Annotated in this window: 12 protein-coding genes; 6 read left to right on the forward strand and 6 right to left on the reverse strand. The window is 42.5% G+C overall.

The window, feature by feature from the left end:
• On the reverse strand, window positions 1-1,345 hold a 1,345-nt coding region (locus ACYVBM_RS16225; RefSeq protein WP_460686736.1), incomplete at its 3' end, for an OmpA family protein.
• Window positions 1,346-1,525: 180 nt separating this feature from the next.
• Between ACYVBM_RS16225 and ACYVBM_RS16230 the strand changes: the two genes are divergently transcribed.
• Entirely contained in the window at window positions 1,526-2,488 is a 963-nt protein-coding gene (locus ACYVBM_RS16230) for a polyprenyl synthetase family protein (RefSeq protein ID WP_460686737.1), read from the forward strand.
• Window positions 2,489-2,645: 157 nt separating this feature from the next.
• Entirely contained in the window at window positions 2,646-4,355 is a 1,710-nt protein-coding gene (recJ, locus tag ACYVBM_RS16235) for a single-stranded-DNA-specific exonuclease RecJ (RefSeq protein ID WP_460686738.1), read from the forward strand.
• 65 nt (window positions 4,356-4,420) lie between these two features.
• Here the strand turns inward: recJ and ACYVBM_RS16240 are convergent, their stop codons facing one another.
• On the reverse strand, window positions 4,421-6,391 hold the full coding sequence (locus tag ACYVBM_RS16240; RefSeq protein ID WP_460686765.1) for a KUP/HAK/KT family potassium transporter: 1,971 nt from the start codon (window positions 6,389-6,391) through the stop codon (window positions 4,421-4,423).
• A gap of 390 nt (window positions 6,392-6,781) precedes the next feature.
• Here ACYVBM_RS16240 and ACYVBM_RS16245 point away from each other — a divergent pair, with 390 nt between their 5' ends.
• The 3 genes from ACYVBM_RS16245 (at window position 6,782) to ACYVBM_RS16255 (ending at window position 10,188) form a co-directional block, all read left to right on the forward strand.
• Entirely contained in the window at window positions 6,782-8,365 is a 1,584-nt protein-coding gene (locus ACYVBM_RS16245) for a hypothetical protein (RefSeq protein ID WP_460686739.1), read from the forward strand.
• Window positions 8,366-8,606: 241 nt separating this feature from the next.
• A complete protein-coding gene (locus ACYVBM_RS16250; RefSeq protein ID WP_460686740.1) occupies window positions 8,607-9,590 on the forward strand; it encodes a hypothetical protein in 984 nt (327 codons plus the stop codon).
• Window positions 9,591-9,735: 145 nt separating this feature from the next.
• Window positions 9,736-10,188, forward strand: coding sequence for a protein-disulfide reductase DsbD domain-containing protein (locus tag ACYVBM_RS16255; protein WP_460686741.1), 453 nt, complete (start codon window positions 9,736-9,738; stop codon window positions 10,186-10,188).
• Window positions 10,189-10,211: 23 nt separating this feature from the next.
• On the opposite strand, the gene ACYVBM_RS16260 is transcribed toward ACYVBM_RS16255, so the two are convergent.
• Window positions 10,212-11,843 carry a glycoside hydrolase family 28 protein gene (locus tag ACYVBM_RS16260; RefSeq protein WP_460686742.1) on the reverse strand — a complete coding sequence of 544 codons (1,632 nt, stop codon included), beginning with the start codon at window positions 11,841-11,843 and terminating at the stop codon, window positions 10,212-10,214.
• Between the two features lie 287 nt (window positions 11,844-12,130).
• Between ACYVBM_RS16260 and ACYVBM_RS16265 the strand changes: the two genes are divergently transcribed.
• The gene (locus ACYVBM_RS16265; RefSeq protein ID WP_460686743.1) at window positions 12,131-12,640 is read left to right on the forward strand and encodes a hypothetical protein; all 510 of its coding nucleotides are present in this window, start codon (window positions 12,131-12,133) and stop codon (window positions 12,638-12,640) included.
• A gap of 276 nt (window positions 12,641-12,916) precedes the next feature.
• On the opposite strand, the gene ACYVBM_RS16270 is transcribed toward ACYVBM_RS16265, so the two are convergent.
• From ACYVBM_RS16270 to ACYVBM_RS16280, 3 genes are all read right to left on the reverse strand, one after another.
• Entirely contained in the window at window positions 12,917-21,598 is an 8,682-nt protein-coding gene (locus ACYVBM_RS16270; protein ID WP_460686744.1) for a GH36-type glycosyl hydrolase domain-containing protein, read from the reverse strand.
• A 110-nt stretch (window positions 21,599-21,708) separates the two neighbouring features.
• A complete protein-coding gene (recA, locus tag ACYVBM_RS16275; protein ID WP_460686745.1) occupies window positions 21,709-22,740 on the reverse strand; it encodes a recombinase RecA in 1,032 nt (343 codons plus the stop codon).
• Between the two features lie 344 nt (window positions 22,741-23,084).
• Complete coding sequence (locus ACYVBM_RS16280; RefSeq protein ID WP_460686746.1) at window positions 23,085-24,458, reverse strand: serine hydrolase domain-containing protein; 1,374 nt, start codon at window positions 24,456-24,458, stop codon at window positions 23,085-23,087.
• Window positions 24,459-24,513: the final 55 nt, after the last annotated feature.

Below are 24,513 nucleotides of genomic sequence, written 5' to 3' on the forward strand. Positions count from 1 at the left end.
AAGCCGCATCTGGAGAAAGCTTGTTAGAATTAGGCGCAAAATGAATGCTTGGCAATGCACCTAAAGAAGCTGCACAATCGCTAGGAGCAGGAGCACAACCTTCAGGACAAGGACATTTACCCACACCATCCGCATCTACCGGCTGGCAATAGGTTGGTGTAATCAGCTCTTTATCCTTACAATCAGGTACACCGTCACCATCTGTATCGCGGCTTACACCATGTGTATCCACAGGGCAGCCTGCAGGAGTTTGCTCCTGGTCGAACTGGTCAGTTACACCATCACCATCCGCATCCGGAAGAACGATCTCAGGAACCCTGCGAAGTTCACCGTAAGCATAGTTAAGTGGGTTCAGCCAGTAAAGAGGTTCCACTCTTTTAGATTTATTACCTAGGTTAAAGTTCAAACCTACTGTAAAATAGTTAAACCAGTCTTTATCAGGACTTAATGTTTTGCTTTCATCCCAACGTACACCATCTAACATATCAGAACCGTTAAAGATCAAACGATCTTCAATAGCCAGGTTCACACGAGAAGAAAGACGGAAAGCGATACCAGCACCTACTGTAGCAGAAGGCGCCAGGTAGCCGGCAAAAGTTTTGGTCCATTTTTTAGACGGATCTCTTTCTGCAGCGCTTTCATAAGAATCATCCAAAAGATCTTTGATCGCTTTTATCTGATCTTTCCTGTTATCATAGTCTGCCCCTTGTGTAGGGAAGTTATAAGGACTGCTGCCATTTAAAGCATTAACGCTAGTTTTAAAAGTATTAACACCAACCCCAGCTAACGCATAAACAGTTGCACCAGTCTGGCCTTTGTAGAACCGGATATTACCTACATTGAACAGAGTCTGTAAAGAAAGGTCCTGGGATTTTGTTTTATAATTGTAATAAACCTGGCGACCGCCGTAAGCAGCCCATGGAGTATTAGCACCAGCAGCTGTATAGCTTGTAGAAGGCCTCCAGTTTAATCCCTGAGCAACACCATATACATATTCCAGTCTTAAAGACATCACATGACCCAAAGATTTGCGGATATGCGCACCGAAACCAAATGAGTTTAAATATCTTGCATCAACATCTGCAACCGGTATAGAGAAGGAACCACCTTTGATACCTAACTCCCACATATCCTTTGGCTTACCAGGATAGTCATAGTTTCCAACAACAAACTCTTTATTCTGAGCTAATTGTTTACTATTGTAATAACTTTCGTCTGTAACAGAGAATGTGCCATATACCGGATGGGGTGCCGTATAAGGGTGCGAAGGGCTAACCTGTGCAAACCCTGTGGACGCAACCAGGCAACTAAGGCCTGCAAGTAATTTGTACTTTTTGCTTGTCATAACTAAGGATTAAGATTTAAAATGATTTTCTTAATAAGTTCAGCAAATTTAGAGCCATTTGTTAAATAAACAAATTTTAACCTAAAAAATAATTAAATATACTATACAAATATTCAGCAAATACTATGCAAAAAAACCAATAATACACCCATAAATTCCTTAATTTGCCCTATTAATGTTATGAATTTACCTGTATTTCTTATAAAAAATGAATTGGAAAGTTTCGAGGAAAGATTTAAGACAGCCGTTAAAAGCCAAACGCCTCTATTAAACAGCATTCTGAGGTATATTGTTAAAAGAAAGGGGAAACAAATGCGGCCGATGTTTGTTTTTCTTTCCGCAAAGCTTTTTGGTGTTCCTACAGAAGCTACTTATCGTGCTGCTTCGCTTGTAGAGATTCTTCACACCGCCACTCTTGTACACGATGATGTGGTAGACGATTCGCTGGAAAGAAGGGGTTTTTTTTCAGTATATGCGCTTTGGAAAAATAAAGCATCTGTTCTCGTAGGTGATTACCTTTTAGCGAAAGGGCTTATCCTTTCGCTTGAAAACCAGGATTATCGCATCTTGCATATTTTAACCGACGCTGTGAAAAAAATGAGTGAGGGAGAACTTTTACAGCTGGAGAAAGCCAGGAATTTAAATCTGAAAGAAGATATTTATTACGAGATCATTCGCAATAAAACCGCTTCCTTATTGGCATCAGCCTGCAGTGCCGGTGCCTGGTCTGCCACAGAAAATGAAGCGCATGCAGAAAAAATGCGGGCTTTCGGTGAAAAAACAGGGATTGCCTTTCAAATTAAAGACGACCTGTTCGATTATGCCAGCGAAGATGTGGGTAAGCCTACAGGTAATGACATTAAAGAAAAGAAAATGACGTTACCCTTAATTTATACACTGAATAATACCGATAAGTCTACCCGTCAAAAAATTATTAATATTGTGAAAAATAATAATAATGACAAGAAAAAAGTGGCCTGGGTGCTGGACATGGTAAAAACTAGCGGAGGCATTGCCTATGCTACTGAAAAAATGTATGCCTATAAAAAAGAGGCCCTGGATGTATTGATGCAATGCCCTGATAATGAGTACCGTCAGGGGCTGAAAGACCTGGTAGACTACGTTACAGAACGTAAATACTAATACCGCTAACCGGCCTTCTGTTGTTTTACTTAAAAATAAAGCGATAACAGATCAGGCAGTAATGCCAGGCTATGCCAATATAGAGTAGAATAGCATATCACTCAGGGTTACCTGCCTTGCAGCAATTGAATAACAAAACTACTTAATTCTATATACCTTGGAGAAACGCTGGAATATCATAAAAACCGATAGTAATAAGGTGGCAGCCCTACAAAAAGAGCTTAAAATCAATCCTGCTCTTTGCAAAATATTAGTACAGCGCGGTATATATACATTTGACGAAGCGAAAAAATATTTCCGTCCACAACTGGCTCATTTGCATAGCCCATGGCTGATGAAGGATATGCATAAAGCGGCAGACAGAATTTTAGCCGCTTTTAAGTTTAAAGAAAAAATACTGGTCTTTGGCGATTATGACGTAGATGGTACCACAGCTGTAGCCAGCATGTATAGTTTTTTGAAAAAACTGCACCCGGATGTAGCTTTTTATGTGCCTCACCGGTATAAAGAAGGATATGGGATTAGCAAAGCAGGTATTGATTTTGCTAAAGAAAATAATTTTTCGTTAGTAATAGCACTCGATTGTGGTATTAAATCCGTTGAGCTGATCGATTATGCAAACACAGCTGGTATCGATTTCATTATTTGTGATCACCACCTGCCCGATGAGAAGATCCCGCAGGCCGTTGCTGTTCTCAATGCCAAACAAAAAGACTGCACATACCCATATAAAGAGCTATGCGGTTGCGGTATCGGATTTAAGTTGATGTGCGCTTTATGTGAGCGTTTAAATATTCCCGTTGACAACGCCTTTGCATACCTTGACCTGGTAGCCACAGCCATTGCTGCAGATATTGTGCCTATAACCGGGGAAAACAGGGTGCTTGCATTTTACGGATTAAAAAAGGCTAACGAAAATCCCAACCTGGGCATTGAAGCGCTGGCCATTCTTAGTGGAGCTAAACGACCGCTGCATATAGACGACCTGGTATTTATGATAGCGCCCCGGGTAAATGCTGCCGGCCGCATGGACGATGCTATTAAGGCCGTGCAACTCTTTATTGCTTCCGGCAATGAAGAAGCCCAGTATTATGCCATTTTATTACACAGTGATAACAGCAACAGGAAAGAAGCTGACTCGGGCATTACAGCCGAAGCATTGGAACTGATATCCCAAAACCAGCAATGGGTAGAACAAAGATCCACCGTGGTTTATCAAAGCCACTGGCACAAGGGAGTGGTGGGGATTGTAGCTTCCAGGCTCATTGAACGGCATTATAAACCAACGGTTGTTTTAACAGAAAGCGGTGATTATGCATCAGGAAGCGCCAGGAGTGTTCCGGGTTTTAATTTATACGAGGCCATACATGCCTGCCGGGAATATTTGCTTGCTTATGGAGGGCATTTTGCTGCCGCAGGACTTACCCTCGAAAAACAAAATATAGATGCTTTCAGAAACAAATTTGAAGAAGTAGTATCGGCCACAATAAAAGAAGAGTCATTAGTTCCTAAAATTATTATTAATACCGAAATTTCTTTTAAAGATATAACCCCGGCCTTCTATCATATCCTTTGCCAGATGGAACCTTTTGGTCCGGAAAATATGACGCCTGTATTTATTGCACGCAATGTTGTTGACACAGGTTTCAGCAAAATTGTAAAAGAAAACCACCTGCGTGTAGTAGTGAAGCAAAATGATATAACACTGACCGGTATTGGCTTTAATATGGCCGACAAATTTAATACCGTAGCCTCCCGCCAGCCATTTGATATAGCTTTCAAAATAGTTGAAAATGAATGGAACGGGAAAAAATCTCTGCAGATGCGGATAGAAGATATCAGGGCGGCGAATGAAGCGGACAGATGAAGGCAAAGACCATGAACATACCTTGTTATCGTATCAAATGTCATCTGTGATCTATGATCTGTTTCCTACTCCACCCGGGTAAGCTTTATATTGGTAACCGGCGCTACAATCAGCGGGAACTTTTCTACCGTAACATTCGACAGATCAAGACCAAAATTCTTTTCTTCAGACAGGCTGATATTCTTTATCCAGAAATGCAGCTTCATGATCATCTTTTCAATAAAAGGCAGCTCATTCTCCAGGCTCAGGTATTTTTCCATTACCATGAACTGAAAATCACCAACGGTATTGCTGCTGGCCAAGCTTTCGTAACGGCTCATAATATTCACTTCCTTATTCTGAACCAGGTCTTCCACCACTTTTTTAAACAACAGGTTGATGCGTGGCTGCACCCTGAATCCCAACTTAAAGTCTATACGAATGATATCGTTAGGAATAATATGTTCTACCTTATACTCTGATGTATAAGGATCATCAACCGTATCTACATGTACAAACCAGTAAATATCGGCCCGTTTAGGCTTCCTGTTCAAAATGGAATAAATGATCTTATGCTCTATTTCTTTAGGATTGTCGGCACTGGTGAGGTAAATCAGATGCGTGGCATACTTGGCCACACTTTTGTCGTTGCTCAGCTCCTGGATCTTGGAAATATAATGCTCCATACGTACGAACTCCACATAACGGTTCTTGATCTTTCTTGCCCGGAACCAGACATACATTACCAGGAACATAAGCCCCCCTATCATTAAAGTAATATAACCTCCGTGCGGAAATTTTTCCATTAAAGCTACCAGGTATGCGGTTTCTACAATAAAAAAGCTGATGAGAAAAACATATACCAGCCTTTTATCTACTCTTTTTAATACCAGGTAATTGGCGAACAGAATGGTAGTGGTTATCATTGTTACAATAATAGCCAGCCCGTAAGCCGCCTCCATTCTTGAAGATTTTTGAAAATACAGTACCACAAATACGCAGCCTGTAAATAAAATAGTATTTACAGCTGGTATAAATAGCTGCCCTTTGGCCTCTGATGGATAACGTATCCGAAGTTTAGGCCAGAGGTTTAAGCGGATCGCCTCGCTGATCAAAGTATAGGCCCCCGAAAGCATGGCCTGGCTGGCTATAATGGCTGCTGTTGTGGCAATCAATACGCCCGGCACAATAAACCATTCGGGCATGAGGTTGAAAAAGGCGTTAATTCCCTGGTTATTTCTTACGGTTTCTGTAATTATTTTCCCGGTATGATGTGAAAGCAGATATCCGCCCTGACCAAAATAATTAAGCAATAAACACAGCTTTACATACATCCAGGAGTAACGGATGTTCTCACGCCCGCAATGTCCCAGGTCGCTATATAAAGCTTCGGCGCCTGTTGTACAAAGAAAAACGGCACCCAGCAGCCAGAAACCATGGGGATAATTAATTAAAAAATCAATCGCGTAATACGGGCTTAATGCCCTGAATATAGTAATATCATCAGTAATATGTAACGCTCCAAATACAGCCAGCATGGTGAACCATATAAACATAATAGGGCCGAATACCCTTCCAATAGACGCGGTGCCAAACTGTTGCAGAAAGAAGAAGGCAGATAAAATACCCAGTACGATCCATACAATCGTTTTCGTAGGCATTTCTTTAAGCTCCGGCAGTATTTTCAGCCCCTCAATAGCAGAGGTGATGGTCATAGGCGGGGTTATAATGCCATCGGCTATCAGCGCAGCTCCCCCAATCATTGCCGGTAATACCAGCCATTTCCGGCGCCGTCGTACCAGGGCATACAAAGCAAAAGTCCCCCCCTCTCCTCTATTATCTGCGCGCAATATCAAGACCACATACTTAATGGTGGTCTGCAATGTAAGCGTCCAGATAATGCAGGACAACGTACCAACAATAAGCTGTTCGGTTATTTGCCGGTTGCCGATAATAGCATTAAACACATACAGGGGTGATGTTCCAATATCGCCGAAAATAATACCTAAAGCAACGAGCAGCCCTGCTGCAGTTGCCTTATTAGTATGAGATTTCACCAACTAAGACAGGTTAAAGTTTAAATAAAGTACAAAGGTTATACAAATCCTATTAAATGAAAAAAAACTTTATTTTCATATTAAACCCTTATATTTTGAAAGGAAAAGTTATAATTTGCAGATAACCCTATGGTTCTTTATTGATAATCACGGTATATGTAACTTTATACCAGAAATTGGTGGATTGATGAAACGTACCTGTAAAAACTTTGACATCCTTCAAATACTTGAGGCTCTCTTTCAGAGAGCTTTCGGAGAAGGAAAATAGTGATTACAGGTCGCTCCCTGACCTTGTACGTACCGGAACAGGCGAACGTACGGTCAGGCGGGCATCCGGCCATTAAAAACCCGCCCGACCGGTATTATCCGCCGGGTATAAAAAATAAACTGATGAAACTTAAATTTTTATCCGTATTTGCCTTTACCCTTTTGTGTGCCGCTCTTTATGCCCAAACTATTACCTATGCCGATATGAGTAAAGGGGATGTAGCGCGTATGAATTTTGAAATATTAGGAAAGGCCGCCGACAATTATCTGGTGTACAAAGAAGTTAAAGGAATCCACCGTATTTCGGTTTATGATTATAATATGAGCCTGCGCGAGGACATTCCCATTACTGTTTTACCTAAACAGAATATGTTGCTGGATATCAGTTTTTACAGCAGTGAACGTAATTACTATCTTTTATATCAGTACCAGGAGGATGATGTAGTATATTTAAAGGCATTGCAGATTGAGGCCAACGGCCGCATTTTGAACGAACCGGTTTTATTAGATACTACAATGATCGCCTATAAAGCAGAAAATAAAATTTACAGTATTGCCAGCAGCAACGACAGGAGTAAGCTTATAGTTTTCAAAATTAATAAGAAGGACAGAAGTCTGTTCCGTTTTACCACCCTGCTGTTTGATGGAAGCCTGCAGACCATTGCTGAAAGCCGTTTCTCGGTGCCCATGGAATACAAAGGTGACTATTTAACAGGACATAGTGTTGCCAACGACGGAAGCTATGCTTTTATAAAATATCACCGCCAGGCCAATGGCAATATTGTAGACGCCTCCTTAATTGAGAAACCGGCCGACAGTGATGAGTACCGGGAGCACAGGTTGAATATCAATGATCTTTTCCTGGACGATATAAAGCTGATGACAGATGATATGAATGGGCGTTATTTACTTTCATCATTTTATAGCACCCGGAAACGCGGGGATATTGATGGGCTGTATGTATGCGGCATTCAAAAAAATTCCGGCAATATAATTTTTGAAAAAACGGCTTTATTTAACGATGAGCTGAAGAAAAAGGCCACAGGACGGTCGGGGAAAAATGCTTTTAACCACTTTTTTATCAATAATATTATTGTACATGGCGATGGCAGCTTTACGGTAGCGTCCGAAGCTTTATATAATACAAACAACTGGGATCGCTGGGGATTTTGGGGTGGCCCTTACTGGAGCGGCGGATGGGGCGGAATGTGGGGTGGCTGGGGACCCGGATGGAGCTGGGGCTGGGGTCGTTGGGGCGGCTGGTGGCCTTATTCTTATTATTCACCCTTCTTTTACCGTAGCTATTGGTGGGGACCCGGATGGGGCGGCCCAGGCTGGGGCGGCGGCTCCCAGCAATTCAATGCAGGTAATATGGCCATTATTTCTTTTGACAAGGAAGGGAATAAAACATGGGACAATGTGATTGTAAAATCACAACGCGAAAATAATACCGATGGAAGCATTTCTTACCAGGTATTGCCATACAGCAGCAGCATGTATTTTCTGATGAATAATTCGGGTAAAGTATCCGATCTCGAAAATATTATTATTAACAACGATGGAACGGTTACAGAAGGACAGCCTATAAAAGCCAAGGATAAAAGAATTGACTTTATGCCTAAATACGGCAAACGAACCGGGGCCAAAGAAATCATCATTCCCTACTCTTATAAAAGAAACATCTCCTTTGCCAGGGTAGAGTTATAAGACCCCGTTTTACACTTTTATAAGAATTAAAAGTAATTACAAGTTTCTGTATTTCAGGAGAATTATCATTGGTGAGTGAATACCGTTTTACCCACCGTTCACTATTATGTCCAAGATTTTTCTTAGCAGGTAGCTAGGTGTGCGGCAATAAAGACAGGGAAAACCACCATATCCCTTCACACAAACCTTTACTTTTATAAATGCTGCATTCCGTTTACTTTTGCCAAAATTACCACTGCTCATGACAGGCGTGTTCAGTCAAAAAAACCCGGGCAATATCGTATTGCTTTTTATGCTGGGCATATTTATAAAGCTGCCTGCCTTCTTTCATGATAAAGGCTTCATTATAAAAGATAGTGACGGAGCTTTTTATACGGGTATGATCACTTTTCTTAAAAATATCTCTCATGGCAGCCCGTTTTGCTTTGCCGCTATAGCTTTTGCGCTTAACCTGCTTATTGCCTTTATTTTAAACAATTTTATTAATACAGAAAGGCTGATGAACAGGTCTAATTACCTGACTGCAATGGCTTATATGCTCATCACTTCCTTTTTACCCTCTTTTAATTTACTTTCTGCTAACCTGGTAGCTTCTTTGTTGCTATTAACTGCGTTTACATTGTTCTACAAATCCTATAATAATAAAAATAATATTTTTAATGGCGCTTTGCTGATAGGGCTGGCCTCCCTGTTCTTTTTACCTGCCTTATTTTTTACAGTATGGGCATTTTTAGCATTAGCCATTTTAAGGCCTTTCAGGTTTTCTGAATGGATGGTATTGTTGTTAGGGCTCACTGCTCCCTATTATTTTTATGCGGCACACCTGTTTTTATCTGATCAGGCCAGTGTACCGTCCTATTTTTATCATCTTTCCTTTCTCGGCTCGCAGATCAAATATTCCCTCTGGCATGCCGGGGCGCTGTTCTTCCTGCTGGCACCATTGCTGGCAGGAATTTACTATATGCAGGCCAATTCGGCTAAAATGCTTTTTCATATAAGAAAAGGATGGTATCTGGTTATCTGGTACCTGGTTATCAGTATAGCAACAGCCTTGTTTGATATTGAGAAAACCTCGGAAAATATGATACTGACATTAGTGCCCGCAGCTGCTTTTCATGGCTACGGCTACCTGAACGCAGAGCTGAAGCTCTACCCAAAAATATCTTTCTGGCTAACCGTTATTTTTATTATATCCTGCCAGTTGTACAGTAATATGTGGTATTAATCATCCGTATACAAAAAATATTACCTTTGCAAGGCTTATTTTATTATGAGACAGATGCGTTGGTGACACAACCTTCGGACTGAGAAAAGCATCTGTATAAAGTATTCCATCATCAGTTTAAATCTAATTCAGTAAAAAACGAAAGATGAAAAAATTGTTATTTGTATGGGCAGCTGTATTAACAGCAGCGTTGGCGCAGGCGCAGCTAAATCCTGTAAGCTGGAAATTCTCCAGTAAGAAAATATCTGACAAGATTTACGAAGTGCACATGACGGCAGTTATGCAAAGCGGATGGCATTTATATTCGCAAACACAACCCGCCGATGCCATTAGTATACCTACTCAAATTGCTTTTACCGCCAATCCTTTAGTTACCTTAACCGGCAAAATTGCAGAAATTGGTAAAATGCAAAAATTTCACGATGCAACTATCGGTGCGAGCGCTAACCAGTATTCTAAAACAGTAACTTTTGTGCAAAAAGTAACGCTTAAGGCAGCAGCCAAAACCAATATTTCCGGTACTGTTACTTATCAAACCTGCGATGATAAGCAATGCCTTCCTCCTAAAAAAGTTCCTTTTAAAGTAGACTTGGGATAGCCAGATCATACCGGCTATTCCAGCTATCTTAACGTCACTTCTTTCCTTCCTACTTCTGCGGCAACATGAATCAATTTGGTATTTGCATTTAGCCCGATCTTCTCAATAAGAACATTCCGGGTGTTTTTACCCGAAGCGCTCAACAATACCCGGGTATCGGCAGGATAAGCAACGCCTGTAATTTTGATTCGGGAGCTGTTGTCTATTGCAATAACAGGGTCTTTCTTTTTGCTTTCCAACTTTACATTTTCAAGAAGTATATTATCACTCAATATAAGCTCTGCTCCAATATCTGTAAAAAGCTGTGTATTTTTAATACGTATGTTTTGTATAGGTGCTTCCGGAAGACCGCGTATAAAAATACCTTTTTTAGCACCCTCGCAGATAATATTCTCAAACTGCATATCGCGGAACACCGGTGTAGTTTCGCCAAACGTAGTATCAATCTTTCTTACGCCATCAGTAGCGAAAGTTACAGCATAGGTCATATCAAAAAATATTGCTTCCTGCACTATATCTCTCATCTGTATATTACGGGCATATATTTTCTCTACCAGCCCGCCACGTCCGCGGGTTGATTTAAAGCGCAACCCTTTATCTGTACCTGCAAAAATGCAGTTCTCGATAAAAATATTGTTAGCGCCGCCACTCATTTCACTACCCACTACAACGCCCCCATGCCCTTTATAAACCAGGTTATTTCTTATAATTCCATTTTGAGTGGGCATGGCCCGCCTGCGTCCTTCCCCGTCTTTGCCGGATTTAATACAGATAGCATCATCTCCTACATCAAATACACAATTTTCCACAATAAAGTTTTTACAGGATTCAATATCTAAGCCATCGCCATTGTGAGCATACTCAGGGTTTTTTATAGTTACGTTCCGGATAATGAGATCTTCGCTCATTAAAGGATGCAAGTTCCAGGCACCCGAGTTCTGGAAGGTTACCCCTTCCAGCAAAATGCGTTTACATGCAGTGAGCACCAGCAGGTTGGGACGTAAAAAATCTTTCATACCGGCAAAATCTTCCAGCTTTTTACCCGGCTCCAGCAACATGCTGTGCTTTCCTTCGCTGGCTTGTTTAAACTGCTCTGACGGGTACCATCTTTTGCCATCCGTACTTAGTACCCCGCCGGACCTCACCCTGTTGTTCCAGAAAGATTCGGTAACCGCAGACTTTGTCAAACCACGCCATACATCACCATTACCATCAATCACACCACCTCCGGTAACAGCAATATTTTCGGCGTTCTTAGCCCATATCGGCGATTGATTACGCGCGGAGCTTCTTCCCTCATAACTGCCGGCTACGATCTCGTACTGGCTTTTATCGGTTGTAAACAGCAACATCGCCCCTTTCTGCACATACAGGTTAACATTGCTCTTTAACTGAAGCGGGCCGGTTAACCATATCCCGAAAGGTATCACTACTACTCCGCCCCCATTGCTGTTACAGGCATCTATGGCTTTGGCTATACTGGCGGTATTCAGCGCTGTTCCCCCAGATACTGCTCCGTATTTTACTATATTAAAACTGTCTGCTTTAAAAGAAGTCTGCTTTACAACAGGCAGGCTATTCCAGCTGTATTGGGCGTCCGCTACCAAGAAGCAGGAAAAGATCAGTAGCGTGGCAAGCGTTTTTTTAATCATCATTTCAATTTTATAAAAGCTGAAGAATAAGGTCGCAGAATAGCGTTGCAACCGTACCATTCAAAAATAAATGAATAAAAGCCTAACCAGCCGATAAACCACGCAAACGATTGCGAAAAGGCGCATTGTAAACCAGGGTGTACCCTTAACTATTTTTATTAACTGCCATAGCAATAGAAAATGCCTGTTATTCACTAAGCATATATTGATAGCAATATAGCAGATTTAAAATATCTTTATCTTTTAAGGCATACAATTTGAGTTTTTATATGTTCAACAAAATAGATACAATGAAAAAGATAGTAGCAGGTGTTCTGTTTTTCGCAATAACTATTGCAGCATGCAAAACGAAATCAGCTGATACAGGCAATGCACCTCAAACAGCAAGCGAGTATTATGAAAAGATTATAGCGCTGGAAGAAACTATGTCTGAACCCCTTTTAACCACTGAAGCGACCATTAAGGCAAGGGGAGATAAACAGGATTTTGAAGGAATTGCCAGGTCGGCTAAAGCCATGGAGGATACTATTGATATAAGGATTAATGCGCTGCAAAAAATGGAGCCGGTAGGCCATGGAGCTGAGGATTTTAAAATAGTAGCCACCAGGTATTTTGAATATATCAAAAGCATTTATACCGCTTACAGGAAAATAGGGGAAGCAAAAACGGAAGAGGAGCGAATGAAAGCGGCTGAAGAAATGACTAAAACCATTAATGGCCAGCAGGCGGTTATGGATAATTTACAGTCGGCACAGGCTAAATTTGCAACAAGCAATCATTTTACTATTGATGCAAGATAGTGCATCTGTAGCCTGCGCCTTAAAATACAGCTTACCGCAGTAGTGTTACTATCCTGCAAGAATACTATTTACGATACGAAGTCGCCTCGAAAAGTACAGGGCTGACGCGTACGACCCATCAAAAAAATGCCTTTACAATTACTTCCGAGCGTGTATCAAAAGGTTTTTGAAGACTCTGAGAATCGCGTATTTGATAACACACTCCATTACCTTACCGAATAAAAAGAGGCTGTCTCGGACTTCTGAGACAGCCTCAATCAATAAACAGCACCAACACTAAATTTCTACTGTTACGTGGTGCGCCTGCCCGTCATCCTGTAATAATAGAAATTGATCCATAACCAATTCCCCATCAATATTTAATGTAATCGTCCTCTCGTCTTTTTTGCGATTGATTATCTTGATCTGATAAATCGCGCTCCCAAACCTGTAATTCAGCTCAAAGCCTGGCCAGCTATCGGGTATACAGGGATTGATATGCAGCTCATTACCTTTACGCTGCAAGCCCAGTATATGCTCTAATGCCAACTGGTAGGTCCAGCCTGCAGAGCCTGTATACCAGGTCCATCCCCCGCGGCCTTCGTGCGGTGCTACACCATACACATCAGCAGCCATTACATAAGGTTCTACCTTATACTGCTGCATTTCGCTGCGGCCTGCAGCATGGTTCACCGGGTTTACCATAGAAAACAATTCCCAAACCCGTTCATTATCTTTTATCATAGCAAAAGCCATCATAGTCCATATAGCGGCATGGGTATATTGCCCGCCGTTCTCTCTTACGCCCGGTACATAACCCTTGATATAGCCCGGATAAAGATCCGACTTATCGAATGCAGGAGTGAGTAATTTTATAATACCATGCTTCCTGTCAATTAAATGCTCATTCAGGGATACCATTGCCTTTTTTATATGCTCCGGTTCTCCTGCACCCGAAATAACTGACCAGCTCTGAGAAATAGAATCTATCCGGCATTCCTCATTTTCAGCAGACCCCAGCGGTGTGCCGTCATCAAAATAGGCACGGCGATACCATTCTCCATCCCAGGCATTCTGATTGATATTTTCTTTCAGTTTTTCTGCTTCACTGATGCATTTGATATGAAACTCCTTATCACCATAATCATCTGCAATCACAGCAAATTTCTTCAGTACATCATAAAGGAAGAATCCCAGCCATACGCTCTCCCCTTTACCATGAGCGCCTACTTTATCCATACCATCATTCCAATCTCCTGAACCTATTAAAGGCAATCCATGTATCCCAAATTTTAACCCGAAGTTGATAGCGCGTTTACAGTGGTTATATATAGATTCCCAATCATTCAGAAATACGGGCAGATCATAATAGCTTTCTTCATCAGGACGCAGTGGCCTTCCCTCTATGTATGAAACATATTCATCCAGAACCGCACTATCTGCTGTAGCCTCAATATAACGGGCTGTAACATAAGGCAGCCACAGGTAGTCATCAGAGCAGGTAGTGCGTACTCCGCGTCCTGTAGGCGGATGCCACCAATGCTGTACATCGCCCTCTTTAAACTGACGTGAAGCTGCCAATAAAATCTGGGCCCTTGTTACATCGGGCCTGGTATGCATCAATGCCAGCACATCCTGCAACTGATCCCTGAAACCAAATGCCCCACCCGACTGGTAAAAGCCACTGCGGCCCCAAACACGGCAGGCCAGGGTCTGGTACACGAGCCAGCCATTGGTTAAAACATTAAAGGCCTCATCCGGAGTCTTAATATATACATTTCCCAAAACCTGGTTCCACATATCGTGCACCTTCGATTGGGCTTCCTGTACAGACTGGACATTTTTATATTTTAAAGCCAGCAACCTTGTATCATGTTCTGATCTGGCACTGCCTAAGCGGAATACTACCTCCTGCTCCTCATCCGGCATCAGCTCTACGCCGATCTGTATTGCTGTACAGGGATCAAGCGCAGCACCATATTTGTTCGACAGCTTTTCCCGTATCAATGCTTCCGGTGCTGCCAGCGACCCGTTCCTGCCAATAAATTCTGTACGGTCGCAGGTATAGGACCTGCTATTTCCATCCGCATCAAAAAAAGATATTCTTTCCGCAAAAGTGCTGTTATAATGATTCCGTGCAAATATTACTCCGGTTTCCAGGTCTTTTTCTGTTACAACATGCATCTTTGTATTGGTAGCAGCATCTCCCAAAACCCATTCTATATAACCTGTAACGGAAAGCTTTCTTTGCCTGGCCGACAGATTCTTCACCCGTATGATGCTAAACTTTATTGCATCGGAGGCATCAACAAACACCCACATCTCTGATTTAATACCAAAGGCGATATGCTCGTACACGGTGTAGCCAAAACCATTTCTTGCAATATATGGCCTGCCGCTGCTACAAGGCAAAGGAGAGGGCGACCAGTACCTGCCGCTTATTTCGTCCCTTATATAAAAAGCTTCGCCGGTTTTATCCGAAACAGGGTCATTTTTCCAGGGAGAAAGCCTGTACGAATGGGCATTCTCGGCCCAGCTATATCCCGATCCGCTTTCCGACATCATGGTGCCAAACTCTGCATTAGCCATAATATTTACCCAGGGCGCCGGTGAGGTTTGTTCGGGAGTGGTGAGGATAAAATACTCTTTTCCATCAGGGGTGAAACCACCGGTTCCGTTATTGAAAATAAGATCAGGAGGCAATTCAACATTCAGATCAGCGTCGGTAACATTTTCTGTCGTAACCTTAAGCGCAGGCGGCAAAATCCTGGCAGGTTTTTGCCGGGCCATTTGTTCCTGCAGGGAACCGCCCTTATCTGTAAAGATCAGCCTGGCCACTGTTTGAAACAGTACCCGGTCTTCGGTTGTCAGCTGGTCGCCCTGGCGGATATATATACCGCCCGGCTGATCTACCACAGAGCCGCTTATAGCAGTTACAAAGCCCATGATCTGGTCGTGCAGCAATTGCCGGTAAGTTCCAAAATCATCGTTCCAGATCACAAGATCGACTGCAAGCCCTTTCATACGCCAATAGGTGTGGGCTTTTATCAACTGCCTTACCAAAGCAGTATTTTCACTATCCTGAACCCTCACCAGTACAACAGGCAGATCACCTGATATGGAATATCCCCATAAGCCAGCCTGGCCTTTCCGGTTGCTGGCAATAATATTCGCTTCAGCCCTGTGTGTGGCATTAGCGTATAATATATGGCCTGCCATTGAGTTAAATAACTGGGCCTCTGATTCACTTGCATTGATCTGCCTTAGTAAAACCTGGCTATGCGTCCACGATAATTCAAAAGCGCGGTTCTTAAGATGTGTATCCCGGTACTTACCGATCAGCTGCTGGCTTTTTTCCTGTGTTTCTGTAATACCGATAATAATCTCAAAGATGGCGGTCTGGCGCGGCTTTAAAGTGGTTTTATATTTTATGGCAGCAACCGGATCTAAAACAGACCCTTCTGTACCGGATAATACCCCGCTTTGCTTTACAGCCAGGGGTGCCGCCAGGGTTTTTGTCCTTCCAATAAAACGCATCCGGTCGCTTTCAAAAGACACTTCTTCCTGGGCTGAACCGGTCAGCGACATCATGAAGAACATCCAAGGGGGCTGCTCATCTTTAGACCGTGCCCTGCGGGTACATACAATGGCATTGGCCTCTTCACTGATCTTTGTTTGAACGAACAGGTTACTAAATGCAGGGTGTGCTTCATCTGCTGCCTGCGGAGCAATCACTACTTCTGTATAACCTGTAACTTCCAGGGTTTTGACCGCATTGCTTTTATTGGTAATCTTTATTCTTCTTATTGAAACATCATCCTCCGGAGAAACTACTATATCCGTCTTTGTTTCAAAATCATTGCTTACCCGTCTGAACTCTACATGACCCTGTGAAAAAATAGTTTCATCTATATTTAATCTTTTTTTTGTAGGCTGGTATGTGTTCGACCATAACTCGTCAGTGGTGAGATCTTTTATATAGCAAAATGTACCCCAGTTATCTTTGGTTACATCTTCGCGCCAGCGGGTTACAGCTATATTTTTCCACCGGCCGTAACTACCCCCTGCATTGGTAATGGCTACATGGTACCTGCCGTTGGAAAGCAGCTGAACTTCGGGTATAGATGTACGGGGTGTATTGATAACCCTGATGTGGGATTCATGGCTGGATATCACCTTTCCGGTTGCACTATCATCCTGTGTATAATAGTTGGTAGCTTTCGGTGCTTTTTCTTTTAACAAAAGAAGCGCCGACTGCAGTTGCGGATCGCGCTCAAATCTTTGCTGCATCTTTTCACCCAGCAACACGCGCGCCAGCGATAAAAAGCTCATACCCTGGTGGTGTGCCATAAATGAGCGGATAATAACATGGGATTCCCCTCTCGGCATTCTTGAAGGGGTATAATCAACCGCTTCATAAAAGCCGTATTTACCTTCAAAGCCATCTTTGGATAGCACCAGCAGGTTCTTCAGCGCGGCACCGGTATCAAACATCAAAGATAACAGGGTAGCATAAGGCGCTATTACCAAATCCTGCCCCAGCCCGCGTTTTAAGCCCAGCCCCGGCACACCAAATGCCTGGTACTGATAATTCAGATGGGCATCTACAAGGTTATAGCCCGATTCTGAAATGCCCCAGGGTATTTCTTTGCGCCTGCCATAATCTATCTGGTTCAGAATAACGCCTCTTGCCGTTTTTTCGAGTAAAGTATTTTCGTACGAAGGCATTACCAGATCGGGCATGAGGTATTCAAACATAGAGCCGCTCCAGGAAAGCAATACCGGGGCAGTGCCTTCATTGGTTATGAGCCTTCCCAAAGCGAACCAGCTGTCCTGAGATATCTTTCCCTGCGCTATGGCTGTATAAATTCCCAGTCTCGCCTCAGATGCCAGTATATCGTAATAGCTTTTATCTTTAACATCTTCACTTACATTATAACCTATATGAAAAAGATGCTTGGATGCATCATACAGGAAATCATATTCAACATCAGCAAATCCGCTACACTCATTGGAAAGCTTTTCAATCTTGCTAAGCTTCTCTAAAGCATGACTGGCAGCGGTTTTGAGCGCTTTATATACTTTTTCCAGCCATGATCTTTTTTCATCATCGTCAGTCTCCAGCATTAAGTTTTGGGTTATGGGCAATAAAGATGCTGCTAAATCACTGATCTCGTTAAGCACAGGAACGGATTCGAGGGGCTGTAATGCATCAAAACCCTGCATAACCGGCAGCAGATCGACCCAGGGCGTTAAAATAGCAAATGAATTTAAAGCATCTTTCACCTGGGCCTCAAATTTAGCTAACCAAAACAGAGTGGTTTCATTTGCTGCAATTACTTTGTCTGCTTTTAATTCCGGCATGTAGCGGAGCAACTGCTCCATATGCATTTTATGCCCGTGAAGCGATGCTTCAGGGCCTGTGGATAGCTGACCCAGGTATTTTTCTACCTCTGCAAACAAACTGCTGTTTTGAACATTATAGCTCTTTGCCGTCTGCCATGTATGTTTCAGCCCTTCATACAACCGGTTAGAGAAAATTTTACTATAGGGCAGTTCAAGCAATCCCTGCCTTAGTACAATCATATTGCCTACAAAATTTCCACTATCAACAGCTGATATATATTTTGGATATAAAGGTTGCAGGTGCGTGGTGTCGTACCAATTATAAAAATGCCCTTTATAACGTTCCATATCATTTAATGAATTGAAGGTTTTCTGGGTACGATCAACCAGCTCACAAAGTGTGATATAGCCAAAATCATAAGCGGATAAGTTCACCAGGCATGAAAGGCCTATATTGGTGGGCGAGGTGCGGTGCGCAACAGCAGCAACAGGTTTTTCCTGGAAATTATCGGGCGGCAGGAAGTGATCTTCGGCTACTACAAAATCCTCGAAAAAGGCCCATGTTTTACGGCTGATCACCTGCAGGAACTCCGCTTCAGCGCCCGAAATGCTGAAGTCCTTTTTAGTACGCTGCTTACTTACTGACCATGCAACAACCGGCGATAACAGCCATACTATCAAAAACGGGGCAGCGATAAAAAGAGAGGAGGGTTTAAAAATAATGATCAGCGCAGCCAATATCAGCACTACAACAACGGCCTGCCACATATACCTATACGCGTCTGCCACCGTTTTTTTACCCCGTGATCTTTGTGCTGCATAGGGTGTCCATTGCAACAAATTTCTTTTTGAAAAAAGCATCCTCCAGTTAGCTAAAAATATGGCGTCTGCATTTTTAAGGGCTTCAAAAGGGAGTACTGTAATGTTATACAATACCTGTACTACATTTTTTTTAAAAGAATCCCATACTTCTGCTATATGAGATCTTCTGTCTAAATCTCCGGAGTTGCTGCTTAGTTGCAGCAGACCGCTTACCAGCGGCATCAGGAACCAGAACACCACAAAACCTGTGATCCACAAAACAGGAGCAGGAAGCACCAGCCACACAAGCGCCAGTAAAAGCAACATAGCAGGCATTACCAGGCTTCGCTTAATATTATCCCATATCTTCCATTTAGATAGCGAGGAAATATAATTTCTTCTCAGCCGGTTTTTCGCATCGGGAGCAAATGGCAGGCCCCATGTAGCAATTTGCCAATCGCCCCGTATCCAGCGATGGCGACGGCTAACATCTGCCCAATAAGTTTCGGGATAATCTTCAAACAATTGCACATCGGTCAGTAATCCTGAACGCACATAAGAACCTTCCAGCAAATCATGACTTAAAATGCGGTTTTCTGGAAATGCTTTACCCAGCACTTTTTCAAAAACCTCAATATCATAAATGCCCTTACCAATAAAAGATCCTTCTTCAAACAGATCCTGGTACACATCGGAAACCAGCTGCGTATAAGGATCCAGCCCCGAATCGTTGCTATGCATCCGGGCGTATACAGAGCTGTTTTTACCGGGAAGATTAATGGCAGTACGGGGTTGTAAAATACCATAGCCAGCTACCACCCGGTTCTTTTTATGATCGATCACCGGCTGATTTAACGGGTGTGCCATGGTAGCAATCATTTTCCATGCGGATTCGCGTGGCAATAAAGTGTCTGCATCTAAAGTAATAACATATTTTACATCAGCCAGCACTGCAATGTTACCTACTACCAGTGAAAAATCGTGATGCCCTGTATTCTTTAGCAAGCTGTTTAATTCTCCCAGTTTACCTCTTTTCCGTTCATAACTCATCCATACCTTCTCATACCTGTTCCATTTGCGCGGGCGATGCATCAAAAAGAATTTATCTCCATCCCTGTGTTTTTTATACTTCAGATTCAGCAACTCTATTTCTTCTTTTACAAAAGAAAGCAGGGCTTCATCCTCCGGCATGTGCTCCTGCGGAGCATCGGCAAAATCGATAAGCAAGCAGTAGAAAAGATTCTCTTGCGGGTTAGAAAGATAACGTACTTCCAGATCGCTGACGAGTTCCTCAATTCCTGCTTTACTGGTGATAAGGCAGGGAACCGCAACCACGGTACTATACGCCGCAGGTATATGATCCGAAAAATCAAGTTTGGGCAAAAATTTTGGCTTTACTAAAAGAGTGGAAAGCCAGTTAATAAGTACGGTTGCGAACTGACCTAAAATAATAAAGCATAAAATACCTGTAATAATAGCCATCCATAGTTCGTGGCTTTGCGCATAAACAGTAAAGCTTAACAAGATACCTAAGGTGAAGGCAAATAAAAAAGTTGAGCCGGCATATAGCGGCAACCTGTTTTTTCTGAAGAATACTTTAAGATGGTCGGCAAAAGTCAGCTCGGCAAAGGCTGCTTTGACCAGATCGTCCTTTCCTTTATTAACCAGGAAATAACCTACATGATGCTGACATTCGGGACGCCCTGCGGCCTTTGCATTTCGAGAAAGATCAATAGCCAAAGCAGCAATTTCATGCTCAGGCCGTTTTGATTTCTTTCCTATCCATTCTACTACATGCCGGTAGCAGTCGCGGGTAACAAAATCCATCAAAGGATAAGTACCGGTTATATCCTGGTACAGGATCTTTTCCACTACACTGACATTCTCCACAAAATCTTTCCACTCCGTGGTTTTTAACAGGCGAATGCTTTCAATACTGTTACGCATCGAAACCTGGTCGGCGGCCTGGCTCTGATTATGAATACTTACCAGCTCAGCAACCGAATGACCCGTATCGGAAAGCTGCTGCTCTATCCATGACAATGGTATTGCAAGCCCCTGCCCTTTTCCCTGCATACGCCTTGTAAATTCAGCAACAAAAGCGCTGTTAAGGTGTATATTGCTTTTAGCCATTTCGGCGGTGGTGATAATAATATTCCGGGGCTCTTTCTGGGCAATTTTTATAAACTCTTCGGCCCAGAAAACAGCCTCATTTTTGTCCAGGCGGTCGATGGCAATGCGGGAGGCAATGCGCCTTATATTTTCAATAATGGCAAAACGAAGCATAATGGGTATAGCCCATAACTCCCCGAGGGTAAGCACATTTTTTGACTGGTAGCCTCCTATAAAAGAAGTAAGGTTGGCCACATCTATTCTTCCGTCGCTGTGCGAAATTATTTCCAGCGCAATATCATATACCCGCGGCATGCCGGCAGATTTGCCTTTTGCCAATATAGGTAACGTTTGGCTGTACTTTTTAGGGAGGTGTTTACGGGCTATGTTGATCTGCTCCTTTATCAGGTAAAAATTATCTAAAAACCATTCACTCGCCGGGGCAATCGCCTGTTTTTCCTTAATGCTTTCTGCAAGCATTTCCTGTACTCTTTCTATTACCTCTTCATTATCGTTCAAACGTTTTAATAATCTATCCGGTTGCTTCGCTTTTAAAACCTCGTGCTGCGAAGCTACGCGAAGGCCGTGCGATTCCATTTGAGCGTTGCTCAGCAAGTCGAGCCGGAACGGGTCTTCATTTTTAAAAGGATAGTTAGATTCGGAAGTAAAATACTCCCTCATTTTTGTCATAAGTTCATCAACAGGCTTTGTTATCTTCATGGTAAAGAGCATTGCAATTTTCAAGCCGGGATTGAGCATCTTGCTTCTAATCAATAAAATAGCCGCTTCTAAAATGAAGCGGCCTCTACTAACCCATCTAAGAAAATAAATTAAGCGCTTTTCAGCTCTTCGATCTTTTCCCTGATCTTTGTCTCAATTTCAGTAGCCAGTTCGGGGTTATCCAGCAACAGGTTTTTTACCGCATCACGGCCCTGCCCCAGTTTATCACTATTATAGCTATACCAGGAACCGCTTTTTTGAATAATGGCCAGGTCTACACCCATATCAATAATTTCCCCTGTCTTGGAAATGCCTTCGCCAAAAATGATATCAAATTCAGCAGAACGGAACGGAGGGGCTACTTTATTTTTTACCACTTTCACTTTTACACGGTTACCAATTGCTTCATCTCCATCTTTTATCTGGGTCTGGCGGCGGATATCCAGCCTTACAGAAGCATAAAACTTCAAGGCATTTCCACCTGTGGTAGTTTCGGGGTTTCCAAACATTACCCCGATCTTTTCACGAAGCTGGTTGATGAAGATACATATCGTGTTGGTTTTAGAAATGGTAGCGGTAAGCTTTCGCAGCGCCTGACTCATCAGCCGGGCATGTAATCCCATTTTACTGTCGCCCATTTCGCCTTCCAGCTCACTTTTGGGAACCAGCGCCGCTACAGAATCGATCACGACCACATCCAAAGCGCCCGAAAGTATCAGCCTGTCGGCAATTTCCAAAGCCTGCTCTCCATAATCGGGCTGGCTTATTAAAAGGTTATCCACATTTACGCCTAATTTTCTTGCATAAACACTGTCGAAAGCATGCTCAGCGTCAATAATAGCACACATACCCCCTTTTTTCTGCGCCTGCGCTATTACATGGGTTGCAACTGTTGTCTTACCGGAAGACTCCGGTCCATATATTTCAATAACCCTGCCGCGCGGCAGGCCTCCAATGCCTAAGGCTGTATCCAAACCGATGGATCCTGTAGAGATCACTGAATGGGACTCTACGGCTTTCTCGTTCATCATCATAACGCTGCCTTTACCATAGTCCTTGTCAATTTTTTCCATGGTAAGCTTAAGCGCTCTGAACTTTTCACTGTTTACATCTGCTTCAGGTAATTTTTCTGTCTTTGCCATAAATCAAAAATACGATATCGCTATTTCCTTTCTAAAATAATTATCAACAGCAAAGCTAATATATTTAGCAATAAAACTAACTTTTTTGGATATTTATTTTTTTGCTACAGTAATAACCGCCCAATCATAATGAACAAAATAGACGAAAACTATGGAGCATCTAATGAGCTTTCGCCGTAGATGCTTTATATCAATCCGTGCACATAAAATTTTTTATTTAATATTATCATAATGAATTCATTATGATAATATTTTTTAAACCTGCGTCTTTATTGGTTTGCAGCCAGAATACATATTCAGGCTACTGCTTCCACATGTGTAAATGCCTTTAAGAGATTCTTTCTTTAATCCACATTTTCAATCCGGATGGCCTCGAAGGCTTTACCGCCTTGCATAAAGGTGATTTTTGATGGCTTTTTACCAGGACCTGCAAAAAACCTGAACCGAATGTTCGGCAATTCAATGAGTTCAAATTCATCTGGTGTCATAAACAGCACCTTATAATGATTTCCGGGAAACCGGCTTTGTTGTATGTAAAGATCCTCACCATGAAGATAAACTTTTAGCGTATCCTTCTTTTTCAAATGATAATTTCCTGTAAAATACCTCATCTGATCTTTAGTAACTGCTATTACCTTCCTAATAGATGGCGTATAAAATCCTTTCCAATTATATACCCGGGCAACACTGTTTAACAATTCGCTGATTACCGAAAAGTTTTCTCCATTGATCATAACTACTATGCCATCCCCGCCCTCCATTGTTCCATAAGCAGTACTCAGGAACGCTTCATTTCCGCCATTGTGTATAAAAAATTGCTGCGCTCCCCTGTTTATAATAGCTACTCCCAAAGCGGATTCTTTACTTAAGTAAGGGGCCATTCTGGTTTGCATCATAGACTGTGACAGCACTTTATGGGATTGCCCTTTTAATGCTAACTGGCATTCAATAATATATTTTGCCAGATCTGTCGGGGTGGTCCACAACCCGGCGGCAGCCTGTTCGGGGTAAAGATGATATCTTCCGTTAACAGGTTGACCATTTGAATAATACCCCGTCGCAAGGCTTATTGTGTCAGCAGGTAGTTGTGCAAAAGTACTATTGGTCATTCCTAATGGCTGCAACACGGCCTCTTGCATATACTCAGTGTAAGATTTGCCTGTAATATCTTCCATAATGAGCTGGGAAATAGTAATACCGCCTCCTGAGTACTGCTCCCTGCTGCCAGCTTCAAATTGCGACCGGACAGCCATAGTATTTGCTGGTGGCTTTCCATCTAAAATTTGTTGTAGGGTAGGCAACTCAGCCGTTCTTTCATAACCTGGGAAACCATGGACGCCAAGGCCGGCCGTATGGCTTAAAAGATGATATACATTGATCTTAGTCTTTCCGGAATTGGAGTCGTAAGGGAACTGCCAGCTTTTTAGCAAAGTATTAATATCTGCCTGTGGATCAATCTTTTTTTCTTCTACGAGTTTTAACAGACCCATACTGTTCAGACTTTTGCTTATAGAGGCCGCCTGGAATCTTGTGTCTGTACTTACTTTTATTGCGGACGCTTCATCAGCCCATCCATATCCTTTAGCCCAATGAATTTTATAATCTTTGATGACGGCGATACTTAAACCTTTGACACCGGTTTGCTTCATACGTTGTTCCAGGTTCAGATCAGGAATAGCATCACCGTAAACAATATCAGGTGCTAGATGATTTTCCACTTCTTGAATGGTATCGTTAACAGAGTGCCGATTTGTTTGCGCTATACCAAGGCAA

It is taken from the genome of Niabella aquatica, assembly GCF_054779315.1.